The organism is Fulverythrobacter fulvus (genome assembly GCF_037154085.1).
GTDB classification, from domain to species: Bacteria; Pseudomonadota; Alphaproteobacteria; order Sphingomonadales; family Sphingomonadaceae; genus Andeanibacterium; species Andeanibacterium fulvum.
The window spans coordinates 216,293-230,245 of record NZ_JBANRM010000002.1; the positions used below are offsets into that span (position 1 = coordinate 216,293).

The 13,953-nt window shown below is 64.5% G+C and carries 18 protein-coding genes; 9 read left to right on the top strand and 9 right to left on the bottom strand.

Annotated features, from left to right (window positions below):
• Positions 1-2: 2 nt before the first annotated feature.
• A complete protein-coding gene (locus WFP36_RS06695; protein WP_336980022.1) occupies positions 3-551 on the bottom strand; it encodes an HD domain-containing protein in 549 nt (182 codons plus the stop codon).
• Positions 552-686: 135 nt separating this feature from the next.
• Here WFP36_RS06695 and WFP36_RS06700 point away from each other — a divergent pair, with 135 nt between their 5' ends.
• The 5 genes from WFP36_RS06700 to WFP36_RS06720 all read left to right on the top strand — a co-directional run bounded on the left by WFP36_RS06700 (position 687) and on the right by WFP36_RS06720 (position 4,851).
• Positions 687-1,925, top strand: a complete 1,239-nt coding sequence (locus WFP36_RS06700) for a sensor histidine kinase (RefSeq protein WP_336979035.1) — start codon at positions 687-689, stop codon at positions 1,923-1,925.
• Positions 1,922-2,719, top strand: coding sequence for a LytR/AlgR family response regulator transcription factor (locus WFP36_RS06705; protein WP_336979037.1), 798 nt, complete (start codon positions 1,922-1,924; stop codon positions 2,717-2,719). Before WFP36_RS06700 ends, WFP36_RS06705 begins: the two co-directional genes overlap by 4 nt.
• Before the next feature lie 128 nt (positions 2,720-2,847).
• Positions 2,848-3,714: a carboxylating nicotinate-nucleotide diphosphorylase gene (gene nadC / locus WFP36_RS06710; protein WP_336979038.1), complete on the top strand. Its 867-nt coding sequence runs from the start codon at positions 2,848-2,850 to the stop codon at positions 3,712-3,714.
• Positions 3,711-4,145: a hypothetical protein gene (locus WFP36_RS06715; protein ID WP_336979039.1), complete on the top strand. Its 435-nt coding sequence runs from the start codon at positions 3,711-3,713 to the stop codon at positions 4,143-4,145. The genes nadC and WFP36_RS06715 overlap by 4 nt, the downstream gene beginning before the upstream one ends.
• 25 nt (positions 4,146-4,170) lie before the next feature.
• Complete coding sequence (locus tag WFP36_RS06720; RefSeq protein ID WP_336979041.1) at positions 4,171-4,851, top strand: ribonuclease T2 family protein; 681 nt, start codon at positions 4,171-4,173, stop codon at positions 4,849-4,851.
• A gap of 8 nt (positions 4,852-4,859) precedes the next feature.
• Here the strand turns inward: WFP36_RS06720 and WFP36_RS06725 are convergent, their stop codons facing one another.
• Positions 4,860-5,315: a nucleoside deaminase gene (locus WFP36_RS06725; RefSeq protein WP_336979043.1), complete on the bottom strand. Its 456-nt coding sequence runs from the start codon at positions 5,313-5,315 to the stop codon at positions 4,860-4,862.
• Positions 5,316-5,455: 140 nt separating this feature from the next.
• On the opposite strand from WFP36_RS06725, the gene rpmB reads away from it, so the two are divergent.
• Complete coding sequence (gene rpmB / locus WFP36_RS06730; protein ID WP_054531394.1) at positions 5,456-5,743, top strand: 50S ribosomal protein L28; 288 nt, start codon at positions 5,456-5,458, stop codon at positions 5,741-5,743.
• Positions 5,744-5,839: 96 nt separating this feature from the next.
• On the opposite strand, the gene WFP36_RS06735 is transcribed toward rpmB, so the two are convergent.
• From WFP36_RS06735 to xseA, 4 genes are all read right to left on the bottom strand, one after another.
• The gene (locus tag WFP36_RS06735; RefSeq protein WP_336979044.1) at positions 5,840-6,844 is read right to left on the bottom strand and encodes an esterase-like activity of phytase family protein; all 1,005 of its coding nucleotides are present in this window, start codon (positions 6,842-6,844) and stop codon (positions 5,840-5,842) included.
• Between the two features lie 6 nt (positions 6,845-6,850).
• The gene (locus WFP36_RS06740) at positions 6,851-7,690 is read right to left on the bottom strand and encodes a M23 family metallopeptidase (RefSeq protein WP_463323411.1); all 840 of its coding nucleotides are present in this window, start codon (positions 7,688-7,690) and stop codon (positions 6,851-6,853) included.
• Between the two features lie 77 nt (positions 7,691-7,767).
• Positions 7,768-7,971 (bottom strand): DUF2093 domain-containing protein, encoded by a 204-nt coding sequence (locus tag WFP36_RS06745; RefSeq protein ID WP_336979048.1) that lies wholly within the window; start codon positions 7,969-7,971, stop codon positions 7,768-7,770.
• A gap of 27 nt (positions 7,972-7,998) precedes the next feature.
• Positions 7,999-9,402, bottom strand: a complete 1,404-nt coding sequence (xseA, locus tag WFP36_RS06750) for an exodeoxyribonuclease VII large subunit (RefSeq protein ID WP_336979050.1) — start codon at positions 9,400-9,402, stop codon at positions 7,999-8,001.
• Here xseA and purD point away from each other — a divergent pair.
• Positions 9,401-10,708, top strand: a complete 1,308-nt coding sequence (gene purD / locus WFP36_RS06755; RefSeq protein WP_336979052.1) for a phosphoribosylamine--glycine ligase — start codon at positions 9,401-9,403, stop codon at positions 10,706-10,708. The two genes, xseA and purD, sit on opposite strands and share 2 nt — an antisense overlap.
• A gap of 134 nt (positions 10,709-10,842) precedes the next feature.
• Here the strand turns inward: purD and WFP36_RS06760 are convergent, their stop codons facing one another.
• Entirely contained in the window at positions 10,843-11,838 is a 996-nt protein-coding gene (locus tag WFP36_RS06760; RefSeq protein WP_336979054.1) for an adenosine kinase, read from the bottom strand.
• Between the two features lie 113 nt (positions 11,839-11,951).
• Between WFP36_RS06760 and WFP36_RS06765 the strand changes: the two genes are divergently transcribed.
• Positions 11,952-12,662: an EI24 domain-containing protein gene (locus WFP36_RS06765; protein ID WP_336979055.1), complete on the top strand. Its 711-nt coding sequence runs from the start codon at positions 11,952-11,954 to the stop codon at positions 12,660-12,662.
• Positions 12,649-13,086, top strand: a complete 438-nt coding sequence (locus WFP36_RS06770; protein WP_336979056.1) for a hypothetical protein — start codon at positions 12,649-12,651, stop codon at positions 13,084-13,086. The genes WFP36_RS06765 and WFP36_RS06770 overlap by 14 nt, the downstream gene beginning before the upstream one ends.
• Here the strand turns inward: WFP36_RS06770 and WFP36_RS06775 are convergent, their stop codons facing one another.
• Together WFP36_RS06775 and WFP36_RS06780 are read right to left on the bottom strand one after the other, a co-directional pair.
• Positions 13,087-13,443, bottom strand: coding sequence for a HesB/IscA family protein (locus tag WFP36_RS06775; protein WP_336979058.1), 357 nt, complete (start codon positions 13,441-13,443; stop codon positions 13,087-13,089).
• Positions 13,443-13,952, bottom strand: a complete 510-nt coding sequence (locus WFP36_RS06780) for an SUF system Fe-S cluster assembly protein (protein ID WP_336980023.1) — start codon at positions 13,950-13,952, stop codon at positions 13,443-13,445. The genes WFP36_RS06775 and WFP36_RS06780 overlap by 1 nt, the downstream gene beginning before the upstream one ends.
• Position 13,953 lies beyond the last annotated feature (1 nt).

The window sequence follows — 13,953 nt, forward strand, 5'->3', positions numbered from 1 at the left end:
CCCTATTCCACCGCAGCGGCGTAAATCGAATTGAGCGGCTGGGCGAAGACCCGTTCCACCATCGGCACGAAGAATTCCAGCGGCTCGGACCGGTAATCCGGATCGAAGGCCGCCTGATCGTATTTCTCGCAGAATTCCGCGCAGGCATCGAACCACGGATGGCCGCGGAAATTCTCCCGCAGATCGCGGTTCATGCCCAGATGGTGGAAGAAGTAATACCCTTGGAACACGCCGTGATTCAGGCAGATCCAGTGCAATTCCTCCGAAACGAAGGGCTTGAGGATCGCCGCGGCAATGTCCGGGTGGTTATAGGCGCCCAGCGTATCGCCGATATCGTGCAGCAGGGCCATCACCACATAGGGCTCGTCCCGTCCGTCGCGATGGGCGCGCGTCGCGGTTTGCAAGGAATGTTCCAGCCGGTCGACCGGGAAACCACCATAATCGCCCCGCAGCAATTGCAGGTGATCCAGAACCCTGCCCGGCAAGGCAGCCGCGTAAGGGCGGAATTCCCCGGCGATGATCCGCCAGTCCTGCGCGGTGCCTTCCTGCATGGAGCGGAAAGCCGCACGGGCGGCGGGGTGATGCAGGTCAGTCACGGCATGTCTCCCGCAGATCAAACTACTCCTTGCACGAAACGACGCAAAACATTCTGACGTTCCGACAATTTTTGCGGTAGAAGCCCGACCATGGCCGTGCTGCCTTTCCAACCCACGCCGTTCTTTGCGAACAAGAACCGGGCATTCTGGCAGATCCAGTTCGCGGGCTGGGGCGGGATTCTCGTGTTCCGCACGGTCTCCGCACTGGCCAACAATCTGCCGCTCGACTTCCTGGTATTGCTGTTGATCCAAGCAATCACCGGCTTTTCGATCAGCCTGCTGCTGTCGGTCATCTATCGCCAGCTGATCAACCGGCGGCCGGTCATCACCTGGACCTTCAGCCCGCTGGCGCTGGGGCTGGCGGTATGCCTCTATTGCTTCATCGATGCCTGGGTGATCAGCCTTTACCGGCCGACCAGCGATGCCAGCTTCGCCCAGCTCTTCCTGGGCGTGTTCTATATCGACATGACCCTGCTGGGCGCATGGTCCGCGCTCTATTACGCGATCAATTACTTCCTCCAGGCGGAGGAAAAGGCCGACGAACTGGCCCAGATGCAGTTGCAGGCGACCACGGCACAGCTCGCCATGCTGCGTTATCAGCTCAATCCGCACTTCCTGTTCAATACACTCAATTCGATCTCCACTCTGGTGCTGCTCAAGCAGACCGAACCAGCGAACGCGATGCTCACGCGGCTCTCGGCCTTCCTGCGCCATACGCTGGTGAACGAACCGGGCGGCAAGGTGACTGTCGAGGAAGAGGTGGAGACGCTGAAGCTCTATCTCGATATCGAGCGGATGCGGTTTGAAGAGCGGCTGCGCACCGAATTCCGGATCGACGATGCAGCGCGGCGGGCCCTGCTGCCTTCGCTGCTGCTCCAGCCGCTGGTCGAGAATGCCATCAAATATGCCGTCTCGCCGCAGGAAGAAGGGGCCAAGATCAGCATCTCGGCGCGGCTCATCGGGCAAAGGCTTCGCGTCACCGTTGCGGACACCGGCCCGGGATTGCAAAACGCACGCACGGGGGCGACCTTTACCGGTGCCAGCGTGGGTAGCGCGGGCGTGGTTTCGTCAACTGGCGTCGGTCTGACCAATATCAGGGACCGTCTCGCCCAGGCCTATGGCGACGATCATGTCTTCGAGACCCGCACACCGGCGCAAGGCGGCTTCACTGTGGTGATCGAAATTCCATATGAAGCGGCCGAGCAAGAGGAGACCCCGACCCTGCTGAAACCGCAGAGCAAGCCGGCCCAGGCCGGACACACCGCGCAAAGCCCCCAGGACAATCACGGGCCCCACCCCGTCCAGCGTGAATTGGGGCTTGGCGCATGAGCATCCGCACAATCATCGTCGATGACGAAAAACTCGCTATCCAAGGGCTGCAATTGCGGCTTCAGGAATTTTCCGACGTCGAGATAATCGATACTTGCGCCAACGGGCGCGAGGCGATCCGCAAGATCAAGACGGAGAAGCCCGATCTGGTCTTCCTCGACATCCAGATGCCCGGCTTCGACGGATTTTCCGTCGTAAAGGGCGTGATGGAGATCGAGCCGCCCTTGTTCGTCTTCGTCACCGCTTTTCAGGAACATGCGATCCGCGCTTTCGAGGCCAATGCGGTCAATTACCTGATGAAGCCGGTGGACGTGGACAAGCTGGCCGACACGATGGAACGCGTGCGCACCCGCCTTGCCGAAAAGCGCTCCGCCGAAGAGGCGGAAAAGCTCAAGGAAGTGCTGGCCGAAGTCGCCCCCGATGCCGTCGAAGGCCTGGGCGATGAGGAGGAAAGCGCCGCCTCCCGCTACGAAAAGCTCATCAACGTCAAGGATCGCGGGCAAATCTTCCGTGTGGACGTCGATTCGATCGAGCATATCGAAGCGGCTGGCGACTACATGTGCATCTATACCGGCGACAATTCGCTGATCCTGCGGGAAACCATGAAGGATCTCGAACGCCGGCTGGACCCGCGCACTTTCCAGCGCGTGCACCGCTCCACCATCGTCAATCTCGACAAGGTGCGGCAAGTGAAGCCCCACACCAATGGCGAATGCTTCCTGGTGCTGGAAAGCGGCGCACAGGTGAAGGTCAGCCGTTCCTATCGCGACGTTGTGGCCCGCTTCGTGCACTGATCGAGGTTCGCGGACTCGAAAATTCCGTCCGGCCTGAGCTTGTCGAAGAGCCGCTCTTCACTTAGCGCGTGGCAACACGCCTGAAGAAGAAGGACTGTCCTTCGACAGGCTCGGGACGGATGGATTTCTTGGCTGCTGACTGGCATATCCCCGGCTTCGACCTCGCCGCTTTCGTCCGTGCAACACTGGACGAGGATCTGGGCGCAGGCCTGCCGGGCGGCGGGCACGATGTTACCGCCGAAAGCGTGATCCCTGCCGATGCCCGCTTTTCGGGCGTCATGGACAGCCGTGATCCGATTGTGGTCGCAGGGCTGCCGATTGCGGCCGCTTTCTTCCGCTTGCTCGACCCGGCCATGGAAATCGAAATCCTCGCCGAAGAAGGGCAGGAAGTACCCGCCGGATCGGACATCATGCGCCTTTCCGGCAATGCCCGCGCGATGCTGACGGCAGAGCGCAGTGCGCTCAACACGGTGCAGCACCTCTCCGGCATCGCCACTATGACGCGCGACTATGTCCGTGCGATGGGGCCCGCCAAGGCGAAGCTGCTCGATACGCGCAAGACCATTCCCGGCCTGCGCCATCTCGAAAAATACGCCACCCGCATGGGCGGGGCCCAGAACCATCGCATGGGGCTGTGGGATGCAGCGATGATCAAGGACAACCACGTCCTTGTCGCAGGCGATGTGGGCGAAGCGGTGCGCCGCGCGCGCAACGCCGGCGTGAAGGACATCATCTGCGAGGTCGACCGGCTGGACCAGATCGAACCGGCGCTCATCGCGGGCGCGAGCCATCTGCTGCTCGACAATATGAACCCCAAAACCCTGCGCGAAGCCGTGGCTATTGTCGCCGGGCGTTGCGCCACCGAAGCCTCAGGCGGGGTCACGCTCGCCACCATCGGCGCCATCGCGGCAAGCGGGGTCGATTACGTTTCGGTCGGCCGCCTGACCCAGAGCGCACCGGCCGCCGATATCGGGCTCGATTTCACTCCGCTATGAAAGCCGCGCGACCGGCCTCGATCCGGCTTTTCGCGGTGCTGTTCTTTGTCCAGGCCCTGAGTGCCTATATCACCGGGATGCTCGATCTGGGGCGTTTCGGGGCGGATTTTCATGCCTCGCTGCCGGGTGTTCCGCTCGATCACGATAGTGTGATCGTGCTTCTTTCCGCGCGCCTTTCCATCGCACTCATCCCGATTGCACTGATCTGGTTCTTTCGGGCAAATTTCGCCCGCTGGCTGGTCACGCTTATGGCAATCGGTGGGATTCTGGGCCTGCCATCGGCAATCACGGCCATGAATGAGGGGTGGGGCCTGTGGCCGCTCGCCATTGCCAGCATTGTGCTGAAACCCTTGGCCGCGGCGCTCCTGTTCACACATTCCGCGCGCGGCTGGTTTGCCCGGAAGGACGGCGATGCAGCGCCTCTTCCCTAAACCCATGGCGTTTGCCAGCGCGGCAATGCTGGCCGCTCTCCCGACGGGCGCACTGGCGCAAGCCTATCAGTGCCATGTCCCCAATACCTCCTTCGCAGTCCCCAAGCCGATAATCGACGGACCCGTGCGGCGGATGCCGGTGACGCATTATACGCTCGCCCTCAGCTGGTCCCCGGAATATTGCCGCAACCGCAAGGCGAGTGCCCCCGACCGGTTCCAGTGCGGAGGTAAGAATGGCCGCTTCGGCCTCGTGCTCCATGGCCTGTGGCCGGAAGGGAAAGGGGGCACCTGGCCGCAATGGTGCCCTACCAATCGGCAGGTCACTGCGCAGATCGCTCGTCAAAACCTTTGCATGACGCCGTCGACGGCGCTGCTGGCCCATGCATGGGCCAAGCACGGTTCCTGCATGACAAGGCGGCCAGAAGCCTATTTCAAGACCGCGCGCATCCTGTGGAACTCGCTTACGCTGCCCGATCTGGACCGCCTTTCGCGCCAGAAGGCCCTGAATGCCGGGGCAATCCGGCAAGCCATGGCCGATGCCTTCCCCGCCTTCACCCCGGACATGGTGGGCGTGCAGCTGAGCGAACGCGGCTGGCTGGAGGAAATCCACCTCTGCTACGGCAGGAACTTCCGCCCCACGCGCTGCACAAGGGCACAATTCGGCCCTGCCGACGCCGCTCCGGCAAAGATCTGGCGCGGCTTATAGGAAGAGCCTCAGCGCCGCTCGGCAAAAAATTCGCGCAGCAGGCCGGCAGCCTCGTCCTCACCCATGCCAGAATAGACATCGGGCCGGTGGAGGCATTGCCGTTGTTCGAACACCCGCGCGCCATGTTCCACCGCACCGCCCTTGGGATCGGGTGCGGCATAATAAAGCCGGGCGATTCGTGCGTGGGAAATCGCCCCGGCGCACATCGGGCAGGGCTCCAGCGTGACCCACAGCTCGCAGCCTTCCAGTCGCTCCGCCCCCAAAGCCTCGCTCGCCCGGCGAATCGCCAACAGCTCGGCATGAGCAGTGGGGTCTTTAAGAGTGCGCGGGGCGTTATGCGCCTCGGCAATCACGCAGCCATCCTTGACGATCACCGCCCCGATCGGCACTTCCCCTGCCGCCGCACCTTCCCGCGCCAAAGCCAGGGCGCGGGCCATCGGTTCGGGAAGAGGCCATCGGGTCATGCCCGGATCGCTACCCCGCAACGGCAGCTATCGCAACCGAGGCACATCCAAGGCCCGGGATTGCTTGACGATTCGGACCTTGCCCGCTATGCGCGCCGCTTTCCGGGACATCCCGACAGTCATTCGAACGAGAGAGAACCATGTCGCGCATCTGCGAACTGACCGGCAAGGGCCGCCAGGTTGGCCACAATGTGAGCCACGCCAACAACAAGACCAAGCGCGTCTTCCTGCCCAACCTGCAGAACGTCACGCTGCTGAGCGAAAAGCTGGACCGCAGCTACAAGTTCCGCGTGTCGACCCATGGTCTGCGCTCGGTCGAGCACAATGGCGGCCTCGACAACTGGCTGCTCAAGACCTCGGACGAGAAGCTGAGCCCGCGCGCCCTCAAGGTGAAGCGCGAGCTGAAGAAGGTTCAGGCAGCCGCCTGATTCTTCGGCCCCTCGGGGCCAGCCGATCATTCTGATCGCAAGAGCGCGCGGCAAAACCGCGCGCTTTTTCGCGTCCTCGCTCGCCGTGCGATTCGTTCACCGCGCGGGCGGCGGGACCCGCCACGAGAGGCGCAGCAGCAATGTGTGCTGCAACAACTCGCCCCCATTATCGTCGGAAATGATCCAGAGCGTCAGCGGAGCCCCATCCGCGCCGCCGGTAATTGCCAGCCCCTCATAATTGTCGAGCGGCAACGGCCGGTCGATCGTGCCGACTTCCTGCCAGGGCCATGGCTCGCCCTCGCGAATATCCGCCGGATCCGCCAGCGCCAGCTTTGCCGTGAAGCGCGGCGGCGCAATGCCGATGCCGCGCAGCAGGATCAGTATGCGCCCATCGGGCAATTGCTTGATGTCGGTCGGCAGATAGCCTTCGGGCGGATCGAAGCGAAATTCGAGCCCCTCTTCCCCGTTCAACGGATCGCCCGGAAACAACAGACCCGGACTGGCCCTGCCCCTGCTCCATGAAAAAGGCGATTCGGCCAGGGCGAGAAATCGCCCGTCCCTGAGGCGCAGCAGCGATTCCGGGCCGCCATTTTCCGGCCATGACCGCATCTGACGTGGCTGGACGACCCGAGCATGGGAAAGATCGCGGTTCATACGGATGATGGCGTTGCGGCCTTCCAGCCCCAGCCAGATGCGCCCACTGGCCGGATCGGCCGTGGCCGATTCGATATCCTGCATCTGCTTGAAATCTCCCGCGCCGGGCAAGGCGCGGCCGATCTCCACTTTCCCGCGCCGTCCCGGCAAGGGAGCCCGCAGGAAGCCCCCCTGATCGCTGAACGAAAGGAACGCATCGTCCCCTTCCGGAAGCAGTGCCGAATAGGAACCGAATTGCGAATTCGGGCTCTCGATCCGCCAGGCCCCGGTCAGCACCGGGCTGCCCGCTCCGCCAATCCGTGCGGCATCGCCTTCCGGGATGGGCAGCCGCACGTAGTCTATGCGCTGGCTTGAATCCGGCGCCGGCGGCGGGCTGCGCCAGACAATCCCGGGTGCAAGGCCGAGCGCCAGCGACACAGCGAGGAAGATACGGAGCGGACGGCGCATGATGCGTCAGGGCATCGGGCCGAGGAAGAGCAGCGGATCGAGCCGGGCATCCAGCCATTTGAGGCTCCAGTGCAGATGCGGTCCGGTGGCCCGCCCGCTCATGCCGATCTTCCCGATCACCTGCCCCTGCTTCACGTGATCCCCCAGCTTCACCGCGATTTCCGAGCAATGGAGAAAGGCGCTGTTAAGGCCGTTGCCATGGTCGATCATCAGCAGATGCCCTTCAAGGCTGAAAGGCGTCTGCGCCGCAAGGATCACCACGCCATCCGCCGGGGCGACGAAGGGCGTGCCGCTGGTGCCGCTCGATATATCGAGGCCGGAATGGTAGCTGCCCGGCTCGCCGCGATAGATGCGCTGGGAACCGAAACGCCCGGAAATGCGCCCCTTGGCCGGCCAGATGAAGCTCTGCCGCCAGCCTTCCGCATCTGAGCGCACTTCCCGCGCGGCGGCGATCTGCGCCAGTTCTGGCTCGCGAATCTTCATGAAATCCGCACCTGCCCCGCCGGGGGTGCGGGCGGTATTGACGTGTTCGATGTTCCACTTGCGTGGAGATATGGCGATCTCGCGCTCGATCAAGCGGCCATCGGCGAGCCGCACCACGAGCCTCGCGCTGGTGGCTGCATCCCGGTCGAACGCGGCGAAGAAAGACCCGTCGGGTGCGAAGGGGAAGGGCACGCCATCCAGCGTGGCCTCTACCGTGCTTACGGGCAAGGTGCCCCGAATCCAGCCGCCCTGTGTCAGTTCGCCGCCGAATTCGATCGTGGCGGGCAAAGGCTGAACCACCGGCAATTCGACCGGCGGGGGGGCCGGGTCCGCCGCAGGTGTGGGCGGGGGAGGGGGCGCGATTTGCGGCTTCGGCTGCTCAGCCCCGCAAGCGGCAAGCAGGAGGCAGATGGCAAAGAGACAGGTGCGGTGGCCCGCCGTCACGCCTTGCCCAGCAGCCGGCGCGTGGCGATTTCCGGGCTGGCATAGGCTTCCTGCCGCTCGACGCACCAGTAACGCAGCGCTTCGAGCGGGATTTCCTCACCCGTTACAGCGCAGATCACGAACTTGCCCGGCTTGGCGACGCGAAAGCCGTTAGGGCCGTAAATGAGAGTGGCGGGGTTGCCGCGCGATGACATCAACATGGGCCTGCCTCTAGCAATCCTGAGCCTTCAGAACAATTCCGCCTGCTCTCCGGGCAAGGATTTGCCCGGTTTTGCGGGGCGCTTCGCCGAAGGAACGGGCGCACCGGCGGTCGATACGTCCAGCTTCCCATCCTCGAATTCAATGGTGAGCACAGGCTGCTGGCGGGCATCTTCAGCGGTCTTCACGACATGGCCGGAAACATCGCGAACCAGAACATAACCGCGCCTTAACAGGGCCTTTGGATCCAATTGCAGGCGCAGACGCTCCAGCGCGGCGAGTTTGTCCTGCCGCTGCGCAAGGGGGCGAGTAAGTAGGGCAGGGGTGAAACGCACGGAGGCAAGTTGCAGGCGGCCATCCGCCTGCCGCGCCCGGTCCGCCAGTCCGCGCCGCAGCCTCTCGCCCAGATCGTCGAGCCGCTGCGCCGCCTGGGCCACCAGCACTTCGGGCCGGGGCAGGCGGGCGACGCGGGCCTCCAGCCTCTCGCGCCCAAGCGAGACGGGCCGCAGGATCGCCCGGCGCTTGCGCAGGGCAAGTTCGTCCAGCGTGGCGGCGAGTTCCGCCCGTACCGGCACCGCCATTTCGGCCGCAGCCGTGGGGGTGGGCGCACGCCGGTCCGCCGCGAAGTCGGCGAGGGTGGTGTCGGTTTCATGGCCGACGGCGGAAATTACCGGGATGGAACAATCGGCAATCGCACGGACGACGATTTCCTCGTTGAAGCTCCACAGATCCTCGATCGAACCGCCCCCACGCGCCACGATCACGAGGTCGGGCCGGGGGACCGAGCCGCCCGGCTCCACTGCGGAGAAGCCCCGAATCGCCGCTGCCACCTGTTCGGCCGAGCCTTGCCCCTGCACCAGCACCGGCCAGACCAGCACATGGCTGGGGAAACGGTCCGCCAGCCGGTGAAGGATATCGCGAATCACCGCGCCGGTGGGCGAAGTGACCACAGCGATAGTGCGCGGCAGAAAGGGCAGGGGGCGCTTGCGTTCGGGTCGGAACAGCCCTTCGGCCTCAAGCCGGGCCTTGGTCTTCTCCAGCAGGGCCAGCAGGGCGCCTTCACCCGCGATCTCCATGCTTTCGATCACGATCTGATAGGAAGACCGCCCCGCATAAGTCGTGAGCTTGCCGGCTGCGACCACCTCGATCCCGTCTTCCGGGCGGAAAGCGAGCCTCTGCATGCTGCCGCGCCACATCACGGCATCGATCTGGGCGTTCTCATCCTTGAGGCGGCAATAGAGGTGCCCGGAGGCCGCCAGTTTCACGCCAGAAAGCTCTCCGCGCAGGCGCACGAAGCCGAAGCGATCCTCCACCACGCGCTTCAGCCGGGCCGAAATCTCGGTGATGGAGAGCGGCTCGGCGTTGTCCCCGGGGTTGCCGCGCGCTACGAGACCGGCCTGAACATCGTCGTTAATGAATGAAGGGCCGGACATGAATATCCTTTTGCTGGGATCGGGTGGACGCGAACATGCTCTGGCTTGGAAGCTGGCGCAATCCCGCCTGATCGCGTCGGAAGGGGGCACGCTCTATGCCGCGCCCGGCAATCCCGGCATAGCCCAATATGCCTCGCTGCTGTCGCTGGACGTGACGGACCATGCCGCTGTGATCGCGCTCTGCGCGGAAAAGGGCATCGGCCTGGTGGTGATCGGGCCCGAGGCGCCGCTGGTGGACGGCCTGGCTGACAGCCTGCGCGGCGAAGGCATTCCGGTGTTCGGCCCGAACAAGGCCGCCGCCCAGCTGGAAGGCAGCAAGGGCTTCACCAAGGATCTGTGCGAGCGCGCAGGCATTCCCACGGCCGGCTATGTGCGCACCAAGTCGCTGGAGCAGGCCCTGGAGGCCCTGGGCCGCTTCAAGCCGCCTTACGTGCTGAAGGCCGACGGCCTGGCCGCCGGCAAGGGCGTGGTGATCGCAGAAGACCGCGCGACGGCGGAAGAGGCGCTGGCCGACATGTTCGGCGGCGCCTTCGGCGAAGCGGGCGCGGAAGTGGTGATCGAGGAATTCCTGACGGGCGAGGAAGCAAGCTTCTTCGTACTGACCGATGGCGCCTCGATCATGGCGATTGGCTCCGCGCAGGACCACAAGCGCGTGGGCGATGGCGATACGGGTCCGAATACGGGCGGCATGGGGGCATACAGCCCCGCCCCGGTGCTCAACGCCACCCTGCGCGGCGAAGTGATCGAACGGATCATCGCCCCGACGGTGAAGACCATGGCCGATGAAGGCACGCCCTATTCCGGCGTGCTCTATGCTGGCCTGATGCTGACGCCCGAAGGGCCGAAGTTGATCGAATATAACTGCCGCTTCGGCGATCCCGAATGCCAGGTGTTGATGCTGCGGCTCGAAGCCGATCTGGGCGAATTGCTGCTGGCCTGCGCGGAAAACCGGCTGGGCTCGATGGAGCAGGCCCGCCTTGCCAACCGCACCGCGCTGACCGTGGTGATGGCTGCCAAGGGCTATCCGGGCGAGCCGGAAAAGGGCGGGGCGATCCGCAAGATCGACGCCGCCGAAGCCAGCGGCGCCAAGGTGTTCCATGCAGGCACCGCGCTGGATGCCGAAGGCAATCTGGTGGCCAATGGCGGGCGCGTGCTCAACGTCACCGCTCTGGGCGGCACGGTGAGCGAAGCGCAGTCCGCCGCCTATCGCGCGGTGACGGCAATCGACTTCCCCACCGGCTTCTATCGCCACGATATCGGCTATCGCGAAGTGGCCCGCGAAGCTGCACGCGAGCGGCTGGGCTAAGCGAAGAGTATTCTCGTCATTGCGAGCGAAGCAATCCAGGGCCCAACGCGTTTCGCTCTGGATTGCTTCACGGCTTCGCCGCTCGCAATGACGAAGAGGTATCCATGCTGCACCCGAAGGTGCGGTAAAGGCTTCTAGCCGAATCGTTTTTTCATCAGTTCGGCAAGGTCGGCTTCAGGCCGCGCGCCGAAATGCGAGATGATCTCGGCCGCCGCGACCGCACCCATTTCAAGGCAACGGGTCAGGCTTTCGCCGCGCACATGGCCGGTGAGGAAGCCCGCCGCGAACAGGTCGCCCGCGCCGGTCGTGTCGACCACTTCGTCGATCGGTTCAGCCGGGACTTCGGCCCGTTCTTCACCCGCCACGGCCACCGCGCCATCGGCGCTGCGCGTGACGACCAGCACCGGCACCTTGGGCGCAAGCGCGGCGATCCCGGCCTCCAGATCGTCTTCGCCGGTCAGGGCAGCCAGTTCGTGGTGGTTGGCGAACAGGATATCGATCAGCCCATCGTCGATCATGGCCCGGAAATCGCCGCCATGCATGTCGATCACGAACACTTCGGACAGAGTGAAGGCCACCTTGCGCCCGGCTGCCTTCGCGGCCTCGATCGCCTGGCGCATCACCGCGCGCGGCTCCTGCGGGTCCCACATATAGCCTTCGAGGTAGAGGACGGCGGCATCGGCCACAGCATCCACATTCAGCGATTCGCGCGGCAGATAGTGCGACGCGCCGAGGAAAGTGTTCATCGTGCGCTGGCCGTCGGGCGTGACGAAGATCAGGCAGCGGCCCGTGGGCGGATCGCCCGCGCGCGGTGCCACATCGAAATCGATCCCGGCGGCACGGATGTCATGCGCGAAGACCTCGCCCAGCTGATCGTCCGCCACCTGCCCGATAAAGGAGCATTGCAGGCCGAGCGCGGAAATGCCCGCCAGCGTATTGGCTGCCGAACCGCCCGAAATCTCGCGCGCGGGACCCATGGCGGCATAGAGTTCCTTCGCCCGGTCCGTGTCGATCAGGGTCATGCCGCCGCGGGCCAGCCCCAGCTCTTCGATCAGTTCCTCCTCGCAGGGGGACATCACATCGACGATCGCATTGCCGATTGCGATCACGTCATAGCGGGGCTTGGTCATGGGAATCCTTCGTCCGAATTTGCACTCGCCTTGCCGGGCGGCGCATCGTGTCTGATGCGACAGCAGTAAAGGCGCCGTTGACTTGCCGCGCGCGGCGCGCAATCGCAAGCCCGATGGGTGCCATCCTTTCCGCAATGCTGCGTGCGCTGGGCCAGCTGGCCGATCCGCGTATCCTGCGCCTACTGGCGAAGACCGTGGGCGTAAGCCTGATCCTGTTCGTCATCCTCGGCTGGCTGGGCTGGATCGCGCTCGACTGGCTGCTGGCCTGGGCAGGGCTGAAGGATGCAGCCTTCACTGGCGCCGGAGGAGTGCGGGGCGTGGTGTCCTTCGCCATCACCCTGATCGCCGGCTGGCTGCTGTGGCGCGTGATCGCGATGGGCGTGATCTCTTTCTACGCCGATGAAGCCGTGCTGGCGGTGGAGGCCCGTTATTATCCCGATGCCGCCGCCCGCGCGCGCGACCTGCCTGTGCGGGAGCAATTGACGTCCAGCCTTGCCGCCGTGGGGCGCGCACTGATCGCCAATCTGATCGTGCTGCCCTTCGCCCTTGCGCTGTTGGTGACGGGCGTGGGCACTGCGCTGCTGTTCTGGGCAGTGAATGCGGTGCTGCTGGGGCGCGAATTGTCCGACATGGTATGGCTGCGCCATCGCCATGCCGAAGGCGCAGCAGCACCGCTTTCCAGGGGGGAACGCTTCGTGCTGGGCGGGGCGACGGCTGCCTTGCTGGCGGTGCCTTTCGCCAATTTCCTCGCACCCGTGCTTGGCGCGGCAAGTGCGGCACATCTGGTCCATGGCAAGGAGAAAGCTTCCAATGGCGCGGCGTAGTCTGGCGGGAATTGCCCTGCTTTCCACACTGGCCGTGCTGGTTTCGGCCTGCGGCGGAGCCGTACCGCGCCCGCGCAGCCAGCCGCTGCCGCCGGTGCAGAAAGATACCCGCCCGCCCGTGCAATATGAGGTCGTGCCCCGCCCGCGCCCCGAACCGCAGGTCATGCATCTGCCGGGGCTGGAAGGGGTGATCGGCGCCAATGCCGCTGACTTGCAGCGCCAGTTCGGCCAGCCGAGGATCGACCTGCGGGAAGGGGACGTGCGCAAGCTGCAATTCAGCGGCAATGCCTGCGTGCTGGATATCTATCTCTACCCGTCAGGCGGCAGTGCCGATCCGGTGGCGACGCATGTCGATGCCCGGCGCGGCAGTGACGGGCAGGATGTGGACCGCGCGGCCTGCGTGGAGGCGCTGCGCAAGCGCTAGTCAGACGGTAAAACTCTCCCCGCAACCGCAGGAGCCCTTGGCGTTCGGGTTATCGAACACGAAGCCGGCGGAAAAATCGTCTTCCTTCCAGTCCATGATCGAACCGACGAGATAGAGCACGCTCGCCCCGTCGATGAAGAAGGTGCCACCCGGCGTCTCAATCCGCTCGTCGAAGGGGACGGCTTCGTTCACGTAATCGACCGAATAGGCGAGGCCCGAGCAGCCCCGGCGCGGGGTGGAAAGCTTCACGCCGATCGCCCCTTCCGGCGCGTTCGCCATCAGCTCTGCAATGCGCGCTTCGGCACCGGGAGTGAGGATCACGGCGGCGGGGCGCTGGCGGGTTTGGGTTTCAACCATCACAGCATCCCCAGCTCGAGCCTAGCCTCGTCGCTCATCTTCGCCGGGTCCCACGGCGGGTCCCACACGAGATTCACTTCGGCATCACGAATGCCCGGCACCGCGCCGACGCGCAGTTCGACTTCGCCCGGCATGCTTTCTGCCACCGGACAATGCGGCGTGGTGAGCGTCATGGTCACTACCGCATCGCCATCTTCTGACACGTCGACACCATAGATCAGGCCCAGATCATAGATGTTCACCGGAATTTCCGGATCGTAGATATCCTTCAGCGAGGCGATCACCGCTTCGTAAAGCGCGCCGCCCGGCTCGCCTGCATTCGCGCCTTCGGGCTTCTGCGCGAGGAAGCCTTCAAGATAGTCGCGCTTGCGTTCGAGCTTCTCGGTCGCGCTCTCGGCAGGCGGTGCATCGGGCGTGTTCTCAAGATCCACGCGTGCACGGCGCGGCGCTTCCACGCCGGCAACTTCTTCCACGGTGAAGCCCTTATCCGCTTCCTCGCGTGCGGTCATA

Coding starts and splice junctions, on each gene's coding strand:
- WFP36_RS06695 (WP_336980022.1), bottom strand. CDS start 551: ATGCAGGAAGGCACCGCGCAGGACTGGCGGATCATCGCCGGGGAATTC.
- WFP36_RS06700 (WP_336979035.1), top strand. CDS start 687: ATGGCCGTGCTGCCTTTCCAACCCACGCCGTTCTTTGCGAACAAGAAC.
- WFP36_RS06705 (WP_336979037.1), top strand. CDS start 1,922: ATGAGCATCCGCACAATCATCGTCGATGACGAAAAACTCGCTATCCAA.
- WFP36_RS06715 (WP_336979039.1), top strand. CDS start 3,711: ATGAAAGCCGCGCGACCGGCCTCGATCCGGCTTTTCGCGGTGCTGTTC.
- WFP36_RS06720 (WP_336979041.1), top strand. CDS start 4,171: ATGCTGGCCGCTCTCCCGACGGGCGCACTGGCGCAAGCCTATCAGTGC.
- WFP36_RS06725 (WP_336979043.1), bottom strand. CDS start 5,315: ATGACCCGATGGCCTCTTCCCGAACCGATGGCCCGCGCCCTGGCTTTG.
- rpmB (WP_054531394.1), top strand. CDS start 5,456: ATGTCGCGCATCTGCGAACTGACCGGCAAGGGCCGCCAGGTTGGCCAC.
- WFP36_RS06735 (WP_336979044.1), bottom strand. CDS start 6,844: ATGCGCCGTCCGCTCCGTATCTTCCTCGCTGTGTCGCTGGCGCTCGGC.
- WFP36_RS06745 (WP_336979048.1), bottom strand. CDS start 7,971: ATGTTGATGTCATCGCGCGGCAACCCCGCCACTCTCATTTACGGCCCT.
- purD (WP_336979052.1), top strand. CDS start 9,401: ATGAATATCCTTTTGCTGGGATCGGGTGGACGCGAACATGCTCTGGCT.
- xseA (WP_336979050.1), bottom strand. CDS start 9,402: ATGTCCGGCCCTTCATTCATTAACGACGATGTTCAGGCCGGTCTCGTA.
- WFP36_RS06760 (WP_336979054.1), bottom strand. CDS start 11,838: ATGACCAAGCCCCGCTATGACGTGATCGCAATCGGCAATGCGATCGTC.
- WFP36_RS06765 (WP_336979055.1), top strand. CDS start 11,952: ATGGGTGCCATCCTTTCCGCAATGCTGCGTGCGCTGGGCCAGCTGGCC.
- WFP36_RS06770 (WP_336979056.1), top strand. CDS start 12,649: ATGGCGCGGCGTAGTCTGGCGGGAATTGCCCTGCTTTCCACACTGGCC.
- WFP36_RS06775 (WP_336979058.1), bottom strand. CDS start 13,443: ATGGTTGAAACCCAAACCCGCCAGCGCCCCGCCGCCGTGATCCTCACT.
- WFP36_RS06780 (WP_336980023.1), bottom strand. CDS start 13,952: ATGACCGCACGCGAGGAAGCGGATAAGGGCTTCACCGTGGAAGAAGTT.